This window comes from Amycolatopsis sp. NPDC098790 (assembly GCF_044759945.1).
Lineage (GTDB): Bacteria > Actinomycetota > Actinomycetes > Mycobacteriales > Pseudonocardiaceae > Amycolatopsis.
Genome location: NZ_JBIWAI010000001.1, coordinates 1,035,582 through 1,049,407 on the forward strand (window position 1 = coordinate 1,035,582; position 13,826 = coordinate 1,049,407).

At 70.3% G+C, this 13,826-nt stretch carries 13 protein-coding genes; 6 read left to right on the plus strand and 7 right to left on the minus strand.

Translation table 11 applies throughout. From position 1 onward, the window contains the following. Positions 1–199 precede the first annotated feature (199 nt). Together ACIQWX_RS05220 and ACIQWX_RS05225 are read left to right on the plus strand one after the other, a co-directional pair. Positions 200–544, plus strand: a complete 345-nt coding sequence (locus tag ACIQWX_RS05220) for a hypothetical protein (protein ID WP_364467245.1) — start codon at positions 200–202, stop codon at positions 542–544. Positions 545–557: 13 nt separating this feature from the next. Then, a complete protein-coding gene (locus ACIQWX_RS05225; RefSeq protein ID WP_372667629.1) occupies positions 558–980 on the plus strand; it encodes a hypothetical protein in 423 nt (140 codons plus the stop codon). A gap of 429 nt (positions 981–1,409) precedes the next feature. Here the strand turns inward: ACIQWX_RS05225 and ACIQWX_RS05230 are convergent, their stop codons facing one another. Then, the gene (locus ACIQWX_RS05230) at positions 1,410–2,672 is read right to left on the minus strand and encodes an MFS transporter (RefSeq protein ID WP_400865817.1); all 1,263 of its coding nucleotides are present in this window, start codon (positions 2,670–2,672) and stop codon (positions 1,410–1,412) included. After that, positions 2,662–3,981, minus strand: coding sequence for a GH1 family beta-glucosidase (locus ACIQWX_RS05235; protein ID WP_400869402.1), 1,320 nt, complete (start codon positions 3,979–3,981; stop codon positions 2,662–2,664). Before ACIQWX_RS05235 ends, ACIQWX_RS05230 begins: the two co-directional genes overlap by 11 nt. 129 nt (positions 3,982–4,110) lie before the next feature. Here ACIQWX_RS05235 and ACIQWX_RS05240 point away from each other — a divergent pair, with 129 nt between their 5' ends. After that, the gene (locus ACIQWX_RS05240; protein WP_400865820.1) at positions 4,111–4,758 is read left to right on the plus strand and encodes a TetR/AcrR family transcriptional regulator; all 648 of its coding nucleotides are present in this window, start codon (positions 4,111–4,113) and stop codon (positions 4,756–4,758) included. A gap of 523 nt (positions 4,759–5,281) precedes the next feature. Here ACIQWX_RS05240 and ACIQWX_RS05245 read toward each other — a convergent pair. After that, entirely contained in the window at positions 5,282–6,466 is a 1,185-nt protein-coding gene (locus tag ACIQWX_RS05245; protein WP_400865823.1) for an amino acid deaminase/aldolase, read from the minus strand. Between the two features lie 85 nt (positions 6,467–6,551). Here ACIQWX_RS05245 and ACIQWX_RS05250 point away from each other — a divergent pair, with 85 nt between their 5' ends. After that, on the plus strand, positions 6,552–7,847 hold the full coding sequence (locus ACIQWX_RS05250; RefSeq protein WP_400865826.1) for a D-arabinono-1,4-lactone oxidase: 1,296 nt from the start codon (positions 6,552–6,554) through the stop codon (positions 7,845–7,847). Here ACIQWX_RS05250 and ACIQWX_RS05255 read toward each other — a convergent pair. The 3 genes from ACIQWX_RS05255 to ACIQWX_RS05265 are packed head-to-tail and all read right to left on the minus strand — an operon-like array spanning position 7,844 to position 10,102. Then, positions 7,844–8,794 carry a ribose-phosphate diphosphokinase gene (locus tag ACIQWX_RS05255; RefSeq protein ID WP_400865829.1) on the minus strand — a complete coding sequence of 317 codons (951 nt, stop codon included), beginning with the start codon at positions 8,792–8,794 and terminating at the stop codon, positions 7,844–7,846. The genes ACIQWX_RS05250 and ACIQWX_RS05255 overlap by 4 nt on opposite strands. Continuing rightward, positions 8,791–9,441, minus strand: coding sequence for an SDR family oxidoreductase (locus ACIQWX_RS05260; protein ID WP_400865832.1), 651 nt, complete (start codon positions 9,439–9,441; stop codon positions 8,791–8,793). The genes ACIQWX_RS05255 and ACIQWX_RS05260 overlap by 4 nt, the downstream gene beginning before the upstream one ends. 10 nt (positions 9,442–9,451) lie before the next feature. Next, the gene (locus ACIQWX_RS05265) at positions 9,452–10,102 is read right to left on the minus strand and encodes a hypothetical protein (RefSeq protein ID WP_400865835.1); all 651 of its coding nucleotides are present in this window, start codon (positions 10,100–10,102) and stop codon (positions 9,452–9,454) included. Between the two features lie 422 nt (positions 10,103–10,524). Between ACIQWX_RS05265 and ACIQWX_RS05270 the strand changes: the two genes are divergently transcribed. Together ACIQWX_RS05270 and ACIQWX_RS05275 are read left to right on the plus strand one after the other, a co-directional pair. Beyond that, entirely contained in the window at positions 10,525–11,595 is a 1,071-nt protein-coding gene (locus ACIQWX_RS05270; protein WP_400865838.1) for an HpcH/HpaI aldolase/citrate lyase family protein, read from the plus strand. After that, a complete protein-coding gene (locus ACIQWX_RS05275) occupies positions 11,592–12,443 on the plus strand; it encodes an HpcH/HpaI aldolase/citrate lyase family protein (protein ID WP_400865841.1) in 852 nt (283 codons plus the stop codon). Before ACIQWX_RS05270 ends, ACIQWX_RS05275 begins: the two co-directional genes overlap by 4 nt. On the opposite strand, the gene ACIQWX_RS05280 is transcribed toward ACIQWX_RS05275, so the two are convergent. Beyond that, positions 12,440–13,825 (minus strand): amidase, encoded by a 1,386-nt coding sequence (locus ACIQWX_RS05280; protein WP_400865844.1) that lies wholly within the window; start codon positions 13,823–13,825, stop codon positions 12,440–12,442. The two genes, ACIQWX_RS05275 and ACIQWX_RS05280, sit on opposite strands and share 4 nt — an antisense overlap. Between the last annotated feature and the right edge of the window lies 1 nt (position 13,826).

Below are 13,826 nucleotides of genomic sequence, written 5' to 3' on the forward strand. Positions count from 1 at the left end.
TTGACCGCTTACCGTGGAACCCGGTCCGGTCACCGCTATGACGCCATTTCGACCTTCTATCGCACCCGGTTTCACCTCACTGTAGTTGTCAGATCTCCGTCACCGCCCGGACACCGGCAGCGATCACGGAGAGCTACGAAAACCGCAGGGATGTTGCAGAAGGCATCTTCGAAAGACTTTCGACAGAGCGGAGAAGGGCGTGGAGTTCGTGGACTCGTTCGCAGGGGGACATGCCGGGACGGTCACCCGCGCCGTGCGGCCGGCGATGTCGCCGGTCTCCCCCGTCTCCGCCGTCCGTCCCGTCACCCCGGCCGCCGCGGTGGACCCCCGCACCGCGAGCGTCCGCCACTACGAAGGCGGTCAGCTGGTGTGGCGCGTGCAGTGCGGCGACCTCATCAGCCGCGAGCGCGCGGTGACGGTGTTCGTCGAGGACAACCAGGTGGTACTGGTCTCGCCCCCCGGCGAGACCGCGCGGCTGACGTCCGGCCAGCTCGGCCAGCTGCGCGCCGCGCTCAACGAAGCCGCCAAGATGGCGGAAAGGTAACGGTGAGCTGATCATGGATCAGGTACTCGGGCAGGTCCTCCGCAACGCGGTCTGGGAGCGCCTCGACATGCTGACCGACCTGGCGAACCGCGCCGACGCCCAGTCGCTCGTCTCGGTCGCGCGCTCCGAACTGCCCCGCTTGACGGAGGCCTGGCGCGCGATGCTGAAGATGCACGAGCCCGACGAGCGCGGCGACTGCCCGACCTGTTCGACCCGGTGGCACCGCTGCAAGGCGCCGTGCTCGGTCTGGCAGGTCGCGCACGAACACCTGGTGGCGGGCGGCCTCGCCCCGCAGCAGCAGGCTCCGGCGAGCCGGCTGAGCGGGCGGCGCAAGAGCCCGGTGCCGGCGCAGGACCGTGGCGTCCCTGCCCCCAGCGCGGCCGAGACCACCGGGCGCCACGCGCTCGTGAACCCGCGCCGAGCGGTCACCGCCTGACCCACCCGGGTCGTCGCCACCTCCCGCGGTCGCGGCCCGAACCGTTCCACCGGCTCAACCCCGCCCCACCCCGACCCGGGTACGCGCCGGTCCCACCGGCGCCACCCACCCAGACCGGGCGAGCACGGCCGATTCGATCGCCCCATCGGATCCGCGCCGGCCTCGCCCCGGCCGGGGACTGTTTCGCCCGCACCCCCGAGCAGCGCGAACCAGTCCTCGGCCACACCACCCGGTCCCCACCGCGATTAATCGAAAAAAATACGCGTTGGGCCTAGCCCACGCGGTAATCCCCCGCTAGATTGATCATCACACGCGGTATGGACCACTGGTTCGCCGCGCGATGCCCGCCCCCGAGCGGCCCTCGAATTCCGCGGGCCGGTGCCGTTGCACTCCCCTCCCCCGACCGGCACCGGCCCGCGGTTCCAAGTTTTAGCGAACCGCCTTCACGCGCAGCACGAGCACCGCGGCCAGCAGCGTCGCGACGGCCGAAGCCGCGAACAGGCCGGGATAGCCACCCAGGTAGGCCAGCACCAGCGGCGTCAGCAGCGGCGCGACCACCTGCGGCAGCGAGTTCGCGATGTTGATGACGCCGAGGTCCTTCGCGCGGTCCTGCGCCGTCGGGAGCACCTGCGTCAGCATCGCGAGCGCAACGGCCATGTACGCACCGAAGCCGACGCCCAGCAGCGGCGACGCGGCGAGCGCGACCGGCCAGCTCTGCCAGACGACCAGCAGCAAAGCGGCCAATGCCATCACACCGGAGGCCGCAAGGACGTACGGCTTACGCCGTCCGGACTTGTCCGAGAAGTGGCCGGCGAGCACGGCACCGATGACGAGCGCGACGCCGTACAGCCCCATCATGATGAGCAGGCCCGTGTCCGGGTCCTCGTAGTGCACCGCGTCCTTCAGGAAGAACAGCAAGTAGAGCGTCCCGAACGCGTTGCCGAGGTTGATCATGAAGTGGCACGACCAGGCCCACGCGAAGTCCGGGTGCCGCCGCGGCGACACCCAGAGGTTGCGCAGGACCTCGCCGGCCTGCGACGACGGCCGGAACTCGACCGGCAGGCGCGCGTCCGGCGTCCGGAAGACGAAGAACGCGGCACCGGCGACGACGATGACCGCGCACACCGCGTAGGCCAGCGGAATCCCGGCGATGCCGAGCATCACGACGACCACGACCGCGCCGAGCACCGTGCCGAGCATCTGCGCGATCCCGACGAGCCCGCCGACCTGCGCGCGCTGCCCGACCGGCACGCGGTCGGCGATGGCGGACATGAGCGTGGCGAGCATGCCGTTGAGCCCGGCTTGGACGAGGCACCAGCCGACGATCAGGATCGCAACAGTCGGCGCGAAAGCCAGCACGAGCAGCCCGACGGCGGCGACGGCGGCGCCGATGACCGTCCACGGGTGACGGCGGCCGAAGCGCGAGGTCGTCCGGTCGGACAGCAGCCCGACGGCCGGGTTGACGACCAGCGCGACGATCGCCCCGACGCCCATGACCAGGCCGAGCACGAACTCCTTGTTCGCCTGGTCGAGCAGTTCGGCCTGCTGCGGCAGCAGCACCTGGATCGGCGCGTAGATCCCCAGCCAAAGCGCGATGTTCGCGAAGAACAGCAGGCTCATCCAGCCGGGCCGCACCCGCACGACGGGCTCGGCGAGGGCTTCGGGGAGCGCTTGGGTCGTCTCACTGCTCATCGCGCACCAGCTTCCGGTACCAGTGGAACGAGTCCTTCGGCGTGCGCCGCAGGGTTTCGTAGTCGACGTGCACCAGGCCGAAGCGCGGCGCGTAGCCCTTGGACCACTCGAAATTGTCCATCAAGGACCAGCAGAAGTAACCCCGCACGTCGACGCCGGCGTCCATCGCCTCGCGCAGCGCGACGAGGTGGCTGTGCAGGAAGTCGATCCGCTCGGGGTCGTGCACGCCGCCGTCCTCGGCGACGACGTCGGCGAAGCTGCAGCCGTTCTCGGTGATCTGGATGGGCGGCAGCTTGTCGCGGTAGCGGCGGTGGAAGTCGAGCAGCAGCTCGCGCAGGGCGTGCGGGACGATCGGCGAGTCGTTCGTCGTCATCGGGTAGCCCTCGATCGGGCGAAGTTCGAAGGGCAGCGGGTTGCCCGGCCCGGGCTTCGCGACGCCTTGCGGTTCGTAGTAGTTGACGCCGTAGAAGTCGAGTGGCTGCGCGATGGTGGGCAGGTCGTCGGCGAACCCGGCGGGGAGGTGCTCGTGGAGCTGTTCGGGGTAGCTGCCGAGCAGCACGGGGTCGGCGAAGAGGCGGTTGAGCAGGGCGTCGAGCCATTCGGCGGCGTCGTTGTCGGTGTCGTCGGCCGGCCAGATCGGCGAGTGGTTGTTGGCGGTGCCGATGTTCGTCGCGCCGGCCGCGCGGAGGGCTTGGACGGCGAGGCCGTGGGCGAGGTTCTGGTGGTGCGCGGTCGGGATGGCGTCGAGCAGGAGCGTCTGACCGGGCGCGTACTCGCCGATCGCGTAGCCGAAGATGGACATGACCATGGGCTCGTTGAGCGGAATCCACAGTTTCACCCGATCGGCGAAGCGCTCGCCGAGGATGTGGGCGTACTCGGCGAAGCGCTCAGCGGTCGTGCGGGAGAGCCAGCCGCCGTCGTCTTCGATCGCTTGAGGGGTGTCCCAGTGGTAGAGCGTGACGGCGGGGGCGATGCCGGCTTCGCAGACGGCGTCGATGAGCTTGTCGTAGAAGCCGAGGCCCTCGGGGTTGGGCTTGCCGGTGCCGGTGGGCTGGATCCGCGGCCAGGCGATGGACATCCGGTAGGCGCCGACGCCGAGTTCGGCCATCAACGCGATGTCTTCGGGGTAGCGGTGGTAGTGATCGGCGGCTACGTTCGCTTCTTCCCCGCGGGCGATCTTGCCCTCGGTCGCGGAGAATGTGTCCCAGATGGACGGTCCGCGCCCGCCTTCGCTGGTGGCGCCCTCGATCTGGAACGCGGAAGTGGAGACACCCCAGAGGAAATCGGGCGGGAAGATCGGGTTCTGCACCGGTGCTGACCCCTTCGTCAGGCCACCCGTACGGGTGAACATGAAAAGTTCTCATATACTAGGTCTTCACTCGTCCGTGGGGAAGCCCGTCGGCACGATAAAGTCCCAGATCAGACGAGGAGGAGCGCCGTGTCCGACATCCAGGCCGCGAAGGTGCCGGCAGAAGCCACCCCCTTGCGCCGTCAGCCGGTCCAGCAGCGAAGCGCGAAGCGGGTCGAGCAGATGCTCGACGCGAGCGCGGCGCTGATCGACGAACTCGGTTACGACGCACTGACGACGACCTTGATCGCCAAACGAGCGGGCGTGGCGGTCGGTTCGCTGTACCAGTTCTTCCCGGACAAGCGAGCGGTCGTGCAAGCGCTTACCGCCCGCAACCTCGAGCGGTTCGTGGGCGCGGTGAACGAGCGCCTGAAGCAGCTCGGCCCGGAGCACTGGTGGGACGTCGTGGACTCGATCCTCGACATCTACCTGGAGATGCACCGGACGGTGCCGGGGTTCTCGAAGGTCCACTTCGGCGACATCATCGACCGCCAGCTGCTCGACGAGACGCGCGACAACAACGCGGTGATCGTGGACTCGCTGACGGACTTGGTGTCGACGCAAGTCGATCGGCCGGTCGAGGATTTGCGGTTCGCGATCGGGATCGCCAACGAGGTGGCGGACGCGTTGCTGAAGCTGGCGTTCCGGAAGGATCCTCGGGGGGACGAGAAGATCGTGGCCGAGGCGAAGTACGTGGTGAAGGGGTACTTGGCGGCGCGGTTCGGAGAGCGTTCGTAGCTGTCCACAGAAGTTGTCCACAGGTAGGTGCGGCTGTGGACAACTGGGGTCTTCGGGGCCGGGTTGTCGGTGGGCGCCGATAGACTGGATGTGGGGGTTCCCCCCGGGAGGGTGGGCTGCGTGTGGGGGCGGCCGGCAGGGCGGATGGGCAGGGGCCCGGATGAGCAAGTCGGTCGGCCGGGTTGAGTGCCCGGCTTGACCAGTCAAGTGATGTGGCCAGGCCGGTTGCAGGCCGGCGCGACCGAGCCGAGTTATTCGCCACGCTGCCAGACCGATGTGCAGGTGGCGCCAGCCTCAGCGCAAGTGGGGCCAGGTTGAGCCCGGGTGCAAAGTTCAGCGCGAGTGGCACCAGGTTAAGCGCGAGCAGCGCGGCCAAGCCGACTTTCGGGTGAAGCGACCACGCCGAGCGCGGCCACGCCGACGGGTAGTGGAGCCTTGGCCGAGACGCGGACAGCCCGCCCCACCAAGCGCGCGCCCTGCTACAGCGTGAATCGCGCAGCCGGGGCGAGGGCGAATTCCAGCCTCAGCCGAAGTTCTGGTGCTCTCCCCGGTACGTCGGGACCGTCCGCTCCACCCGGTCGCCCATCACCAAGTGGTAGTGCGTGAACCGCTCCGCCAGCTCCCCCGCCTTCGCGTGCCGGAGCCACACCCGGTCGCCCAGCTGCAAACTACGCGCTGCTCGGCCCGTCACCGGCGTCTGGACTTCGCCCGCTCCCTCGAAACCCAGCAGCTTCAAGCCCGTCGGCAAGTACGGCTGCGGCACCCGCGAAGCACCCGCCGGCCCCGAAGCGATGTAGCCGCCCGAGAAGAGCGTTGCGATCTTTCGCGTGGGGCGGCGGACCACCGGTAGCGCGAACAACGCCGCCGGGCGGGGGCTGAAGCGGGAGTAGCCGTCGAACAGCGTTGGGCCGATCAGGCCCGAGCCCGCCGCGATCTCCGTGACCACCGCGTCCGCTCCTGTTGACTCGATGCTTCCCGTGCCTCCGCCGTTCACGAACTCCAGTGACGTCACCGCCTCGACCGCGCGGACCGCGGCGCCGCGGCGGCGGTTCAGCTCGACCGCCGAACGGCGCTGCATCCAGCCGATCACCAGGCGGTTCAGGCGCGCGCCCGCTGCGTCGCCTAGGCCGGCGATCTGGCCTTCATACGCCATCACGCCCACCAGGCGGAAGCCCGGGCGGGCCAGGACCTGCTGGGCGAACGTCGATGCCTGCTTCGGCGTGAAGATTGGAGACCGGCGCGTGCCGACGTGGACTCTCGGCAGCGGGCGCCACGATGCGTCCAGTTCCAGGCAGACCCGGATTTCCGGGTGGCCGTGGCCGAGGGCGGCGTCGACCAGGTCGAGGTGCGCCGGCGAGTCCACCATGATCGTGATCGCGGCGCGCGCGGTGTCAGACGCGGCCAGACGTCGCAAAGCCTCGTGGTCCGCTGTCGGGTAGGCGACGACGATGTCATCGGTCGTGCCGAGTTCCGCGTGCCAGATCGCCTCCGCCAGCGAGTAGCACATCAGGCCCTCGAAGCCCGGCATCGCGAGCACGCGCTCCAACAACGCCCGGCAGCGGACCGACTTGCTGACCACCCGGATCGGCTTGCCCGCCGCGCGGCGGCGGAGGTCGTCGGCGTTCGCGTCGAACGCCGCCAAGTCGACCACGGCCAAGGGTGGATCGAGGTCCTTGGTCGCCAAGTCGTACACCGTCGCACTGGTCACGAGGTCTAAAGTACGACAACAAAGCTTGAAACGCGAATACTGTTCACATACTGTCTCGGACATTCGACCGATGGAGGGGGCGCGCATGACCCGGTGGACCAACTGGGCGGGCACGGCGTCCGCCTCGCCGCAGCACGTTCACCAGCCGCGCAGCGCGGCCGAGATCGCGGCGGCCGTCGAAGGCGTCGCCGCGGCCGGCCGGACCGTGCGGCCCTGGGGCAGCGGGCACTCGTTCACCGCGATCGCCGTCGCCGACTCCGACGCGCTCGACCTGCGCCATTGGACCGGCATCGAACGCGTCGACCTTGAGACCGGGCACGTCACCGTCCGCTCGGGCACCACGATCAAGCAGCTCAACGCCGAACTAGACGCGCTCGGGCTGGCGATGACCAACCTCGGCGACATCGACGCGCAGACCATCGCCGGCGCGATTTCCACCGGCACGCACGGCACCGGCGCGCGCCTCGGCGGCATCGCCACGCAGATCGCCGCGCTCGAACTCGTCCTCGCGGACGGCTCGGTCGTCTCCTGCTCGGCCGACGAAAAGCCCGACCTCTTCTCCGCCGCCCGCGTCGGCCTCGGCGCGCTCGGCGTGATCACCACCGTGACGCTCAGGTGCGAACCGTCGTTCGTCCTGCGCGCGCAGGAACGGCCCGAGCCGCTGGAGCAGGTCCTCGAGGGCTTCCACGACTTCGCCGACCAGAACGAGCACTTCGAGTTCTACTGGTTCCCCTACGGCAAGAACGCCCTGGTCAAGCGCAACAACCGGTGCGAGACGGCCGAGCCGCTGAGCAAGGTCCGCGAGTTCGTCGACTACCAGATCATGGAAAACGTCGCTTTCGGCGGGCTCTGCCGCACCGGCCGGCTGATGCCGCGGCTCGTGCCGTCGCTCGGCAGCTTCGCCTCGAACGTCCTGAGCGCGCGCGAGTACAGCGACGTCTCGCACCGCGTCTTCGTCACCGCGCGCAACGTCCGCTTCACCGAAACGGAATACGCTGTTCCACGTGAATCAGTGCTCGACGTGCTCGCCGAACTACGCGCGGTAGTGCCGACGCTGAAGGACCCGGTGATGTTCCCGGTCGAGGTGCGCGTCGCCGCGGCCGACGACATCTGGCTGTCGACCGCGCAGGGCCGCGACTCCGCCTACATCGCGATCCACCAGTTCGTCGGCATGCCGTACCGCGAGTACTTCGGCGCGTTCGAGAAGATCGCCGGCGCGGTCGGCGGCCGCCCGCACTGGGGCAAGATGCACGACCTCGATGCCGGCGTCCTCCGCTCTCGCTACCCGCACTTCGACGACTTCCTGCGCGTGCGCAAGGAAACCGACCCCAACGGCGTCTTCACGAACACTTACCTGGACCGGGTGCTCGGCCCGGCCTAGAAGAGCGCCGACACCGATTCGCCGTTGTGGATCCGGCGGATCGCCTCGGCCATCGCCGGCGCGATCGACAGGATCTTCAGCTTCTCGGTGCGCTCTTCCTCAGGAACCGGGACCGTGTTGGTGCAGACGATCTCCAGCACCTCCGGCCGGCTGCCGATGCGCTCGATCGCCTTCGCCGCGAACAACCCGTGCGTGCACGCGACGCGGATCGAGCGCGGCTCCAGCTCGGCCAGCTTGTCGAGCAGCTCGATGACCGTGCTGCCCTTGGCGATCTCGTCGTCGAGCACGATGACGTCCCGGCCGGTGATCTCGCCGATCACCGAGCTGATCTGAACGCGGTCGTCCGGGAAACGCTCCTTCGCGCCGGCCGCGACCTGGACGCCGAGGAGCCGCGCGAAGTGCGACGCCTCCTTCGCGTTGCCCAGGTCGGGCGAGACGACCGTGGTGCGCGAAAGGTCGTACTGGCGGAAGTGCTTGGCCAGTTCCTGCAACGCGTGCAGGTGGTCGACCGGGACGCTGAAGAAGCCGTGGACCTGCGGCGAGTGCAGCGTCATCGCGAGGACGCGGTTCGCGCCCGCCGTGGTCAGCAGGTCGGCGACCAGGCGGCCGCCGATCGAGATGCGTGGCGCGTCCTTCTTGTCCGAGCGCGCGTACGAGTAGTGCGGCATCACGGCGGTGATGCGTGACGCCGACGCGCCGCGCGCCGCGTCGAGCATCAGCAGCAGCTCGACCAGGTGCTCCTGCACCGGCTTGACCAGCGGCTGGATGATGAAGACGTCCCGCTCGCGGCAGTTCGCCTGCAGCTGGACTTCGAGGCAGTCGTTCGCGAACCGCCGGACCTCGGCCGGGAGCAGGGGCACGCCGAGGTGTCCGCAGATCTCTTCGGCCAGCTCGGGGTGGGCGCTACCGCTGAAGACGGCGATCTCTCGGGAAGCCTGAGTGATCACAGCGCGGAGATCGCTTCGCCGATGGCGTCTTCGCCCGAAATCAGGGTCAGGGTGCGCCGCGCGGTCTCGGGCGCGTCGAGCAGGGCGACGAGCACCGCGGCGACGTCGTCGCGCGGGATCGGGCCGCGACCGGTTTGCTCGGCCAGCAGGACCAGGCCGGTGCCGGGGTCGTCGGTCAGCGATCCGGGCCGGAGGATCGTCCAGTCGAGGTCGCGCGCCTTGAGGTCGTCCTCCGCCGCGCGCTTGGCGCGCAGGTAGTGGCGGAACTCCTCGGTGACGTCGGGGTTCTCCGGGTTGTCGGCCCCGATCGAGCCGACCTGGAGGTGCCGCCGGACGCCCGCGCGCTCGGCCGCTTCGGCGAACAACGCTGCCGCGCCACGGTCCACAGTGTCCTTGCGGGCGGTGCCGCTGCCCGGGCCAGCACCCGCGGAGAACACCGCGGCGTCGGCTCCCTTCAGGACCTCGACGACGGCGTCCACATTGGAATTCTCCAGGTCCAGCACCACGGCCTGGGCGCCGGCGGCTTCGAGGTCCGCCGCGTGGGCGGGGTTCCGGATGATGCCGACTGCTTCGTCCCCGCGCGCGGCGAGCAGCCGCTCCAACCGCAGCGCGATCTGACCGTGTCCACCTGCAATGACGACTCGCATGGAGTCGACCCTAGTGCGAAGCCGGTGCCTCCGCGGTCCGGAGCAGGTGGTCGTAGACGAGTTCGTTCACCAGCCGGGAGACCGGGTCCTCGGCGAGCAGCACGCGCTCGGTGCGGCCCTCGAGGTCGAGGTCGACGACCGCGTTCGGGTCGGCCGTCACGACGGCGAGGCCGTACGCGCGGGCCCGCGGGAGGCAGTTGCCGACGTAGTCCTCGGTGAGGATCGCCGGCGACGGGAGCACCATCGCGGCCTCGCCGTAGCGGGCGAACGGAACCGCGGAGGCCATCGCGGTGCGCCAGTGGCGCGCGACGGCCAGGACGCCGACGATCTCGGCGGCCGGGGCGGGGGCGGTTCCGGCCAGCTCCGGCCAGGTCCAGGTGTCGACGGTGGCGCGGTCGGCCACCGGGCCGGCACCCATCGCGATGCGCTCGGCGTGCACGTCGGTGCGGAGCTTGGCGACCACGCAGACCTTGCGGCCCAGGATCGTGATCTCGGGGAGGACGACGCCGTTCCAGCCCAGCTGGATCGCGGCCGCGCGCGCGAGCTCGTCGACGCTCGCGGGGAGCTCGATCGGCGGCACCACGCGGCTCGGCATCGACCGGCTGCGCTTCGCGCCACCGGCGACCGTCGAGCGCTCGGTGTTCTGAGGTGTAGCCGCCACGAGTCCGCCTCCTTCTAACCTGCACCGCTTCGTGACCGGGGGAAACCGGCACTCAACCTGTCTAACAGCGCGGCGGCGCGGCGTCGCCGGGTAGTGCGAGTGGCTGCGATCGGCGGCGCCCAGCGGTCGATGACCGGTCGGTAGGCGGTCATCCGACTTCGGTCGAACGGTGCGGCCAACCGAGTGATCGCGGGGTGAGTGGCACTACGGAACGATTCCGACCGACTACCCGCGGGAGAAATCGCCAAACCCGGTCCGGCTAGCCCGTTCGGTGCAATCCCGGGCGGATCCACTGTGGACGCGGGCCGCTGAGCTGCGGATGTCCACCGTCACCCACATGGCGGTGACTTGCGCCGCAGCGGTGACGCGCCCCCGCGACTAAAGTTACCGATCAGTCACTTAGTCGCCGCCGTGGAGGACCGATGCGCTCCCCGAAGGACTTCTTCGCCCCGCTCGCCCTGGGCGCGCCCGCTCCCGTGCGGGAGATCCCGGTGACGCCGTCCCGGATGATCCACTTCTTCGACCCGGGCAACGAGAAGATGGCCGCGAAGGTGCCGGACATCGCGAAGAAGGTGGACGTCCTCCTCGGCAACCTCGAGGACGCCGTGCGCGCCGACCGGAAGGAGGCCGCGCGCGCCGGGCTCGTCTCGATCGCGAAGGCCAACGACTTCGGCAAGACGCAGCTGTGGACGCGCGTCAACAGCCTCGACTCGCCGTGGGTGCTCGACGACCTGGTCACGCTGGTCACCGAGATCGGCGACAAGCTCGACGTGATCATGGTGCCGAAGGTCGAGGGCGCGCAGGACATCCACTACGTCGACCGGCTGCTGGCCCAGCTCGAGGCGCGCGCCGGCCTGACGAAGCCGTTGCTCGTGCACGCGATCCTCGAGACGGCCAGCGGGGTGGCCAACGTCGAGGAGATCGCCGGCGCGAGCCCGCGCATGCAGGGCATCTCGCTCGGCCCGGCCGACCTGGCCGCGAGCCGCCGGATGAAGACGACCCGCGTCGGCGGCGGCCACCCCGGCTACCTGGTGCGCACCGACCCGACCGGCGACGACCTCAACGAGGGCCGGACGACCTACCAGCAGGACCTCTGGCACTACACGGTCGCGCGGATGGTGGACGCCTGCGCGATGCACGGGATCCTCCCGTACTACGGGCCGTTCGGGGACATCCGCGACGTCGTCGCGTGCGAGGACCAGTTCCGCAACGCGTTCCTGCTCGGCTGCGTCGGCGCGTGGAGCCTGCACCCGGTGCAGATCGACATCGCGAAGAAGGTGTTCTCGCCTTCGCCGTCCGATGTGGCCTGGGCGCGCCGGGTGATCGCCGAGATGGGCGACGGCACGGGCGCGGTGATGATCGACGGGAAGATGCAGGACGACGCGTCGGTGAAGCAGTGCCGCGTGGTCGCCGAACTGGCCGGTGCCCTCGCGGCGGACGACCCCGAACTCGCGGCCGCCTACGACGCCGCCACCAAGGAGACCCTCGGATGACCACGCCCCGGCGTTCCGTTCTGTACATGCCCGGCGCGAACGAAAGAGCGCTGGAGAAGGCCAAGACGATCCCGGCGGACGCGCTGATCCTCGACCTCGAGGACGCCGTCTCCCCCGACGCCAAGGAAGCCGCGCGCGAACGCGTGTGCGCGGCGGTCGGAAACTACGGTTCTCGCGAGGTGACGATCCGGGTCAACGGCCTGGACACCGAGTGGCACGACGCCGACCTGCGCGCGGCCGCGTCGGCGGGCCCGGCCGCGGTGGTCGTGCCGAAGGTGAACTCGGCGGCCGAGGTGCACAACATCGAACGCGCGCTGGAGCTCGGCGGGGCGCCGGACCACACGAAGATCTGGGCGATGGTCGAGACGCCGGTCGCGATGCTGCACGCGGAGGAGATCGCGGCGGCGTCCGAGCGGCTGACCGTGCTGGTGATGGGCACGAACGACCTGGCCAAGGAGCTGCACGCGGAGTTCGTCCCGGGCCGCGGGCCGCTGCTGGGCGGGCTGTCGCTGTGCCTGCTGGCCGCGCGAGCGACCGGCCGAGTCATCCTGGACGGCGTCTACAACGACGTGAAGGACCTCGAAGGCTTCGAGGCCGAGTGCGAGCAGGGGCGGCAGTACGGGTTCGACGGGAAGACGCTGATCCACCCCGCGCAGGTCGAGCCGTGCAACCGGATCTTCGCGCCTTCGGAGGAGGAGATCGACCGCTCGCGGCGGATCATCTCGGCTTTCGAAGAGGCTCGCGCGGCGGGTCGCGGTGTGGTGACCGTGGACGGCCGGATGATCGAGAACCTGCACGTCGACAACGCGCGGCGGGTGCTGGCGCTGGCCGAGGCGGTGGGCTCCTAACCCACCGGCCAGGGGCGCTGCGGGCCGCGGAGCCGCTCGTACGCCGCTGCCGCGCGCAGGACGCCGACGTCGTCGAAGCGGCGGCCGCTCAGCTGCAGACCGATGGGGCGGCCGTCGTCGGTGTAGCCGCAGCTCACGGACACCGCCGGCTGGCCGGACATGTTGTACGGGACCGTGAACGCGATGTGCTCGAACGGCCGAGCCGGGTCGTTCGTCGGGGACGCCCACTCGGCCGGCGGGGCCGCCACCGGGCACGTCGGGGACAACACCACGTCGTACGCCGCGGTCGCGCGCAGGGCCGCGACGCTGATCGCGTCGATCTGGGCGAAGCCGCGGTACGCGTCCACTCCGGACACCTCCGCGCCGCCCGCGGCCCAGTCCGCGATGTACGGCAGGACTTTCGCCCGGCGGTCCGGCGGCAACGCCGTCATGTCCGACCACGCTCGCGTGCGCCAGAAGACGTCCAGGCCGGTGAGCATCTCGCGGGTCAGGAACGGCCCGACCGGCTCGACGATCGCGCCCGCCGCCTCGAAGGCTCGGGCGGCTGCCGTCACCGCGTCCAGCGTCGCCGGGTCCACCGGGAGCCCGACGCCCGGGTCCAGGTGCAGGCCGACGCGCAGGCCCGACACCGACGCCTCCAAGGAGGACCACGGAAGGTCCGCCGGTGGCAGGCTCAGGTGGTCACGCGCGTCGGGCGCCGACAGGACGCTCATCAGCAACGCCGTGTCGGCGACCGTGCGGGTCATCGGGCCCGCGACGCGGCCGAGGAACGGCGGGTCGACCGGCACCCGGCCGAAGCTCGGCTTCAGCCCCACCAGGCCGCACCAGCCCGCGGGCAGCCGGATCGAGCCGCCGATGTCCGTGCCCACGTGCAGTGGGCCGTAGCCCGCCGCGGCCGCCGCGCCCGCGCCTGCACTGGAGCCGCCCGGGGACGCCGAGGTCAGCCACGGGTTGCGGGCCGTCTCGTGGAAGCTCGACAGGCCGGACGTCAGCATCCCGTAGTCCGGCATCGTCGTCTTGGCCAGCAGGACGCCGCCGGACTCGCGGACGCGCGCGGCCGCCGGGGCGTCCTCCACAGCCGGAGCCAGTGCGGTCGCCGCCGTGCCCAGCGGGACCGGCGTGCCGCGGGTCGCGATGTTCTCCTTCAGCGTCAGCGGGACGCCGTCGATCGGGCCCAGCGGTTCGCCGGCGTGCCAGCGTGCTTCGGCGGCCTTCGCGTCCTCACGCGCACTCGAGGGGTCGTACGCGTACAACGCGTGCAGCTCCGGCTCTCGCGCTTCGATGCGCGCGAGAACGGCTTCGGTCACCTCGACCGGCGAGAGCGTCTTCGCGCGGTACTGCGCGACGAGTTCGACGGCGGGCAGGTCGGGCAGCTCGGTCATG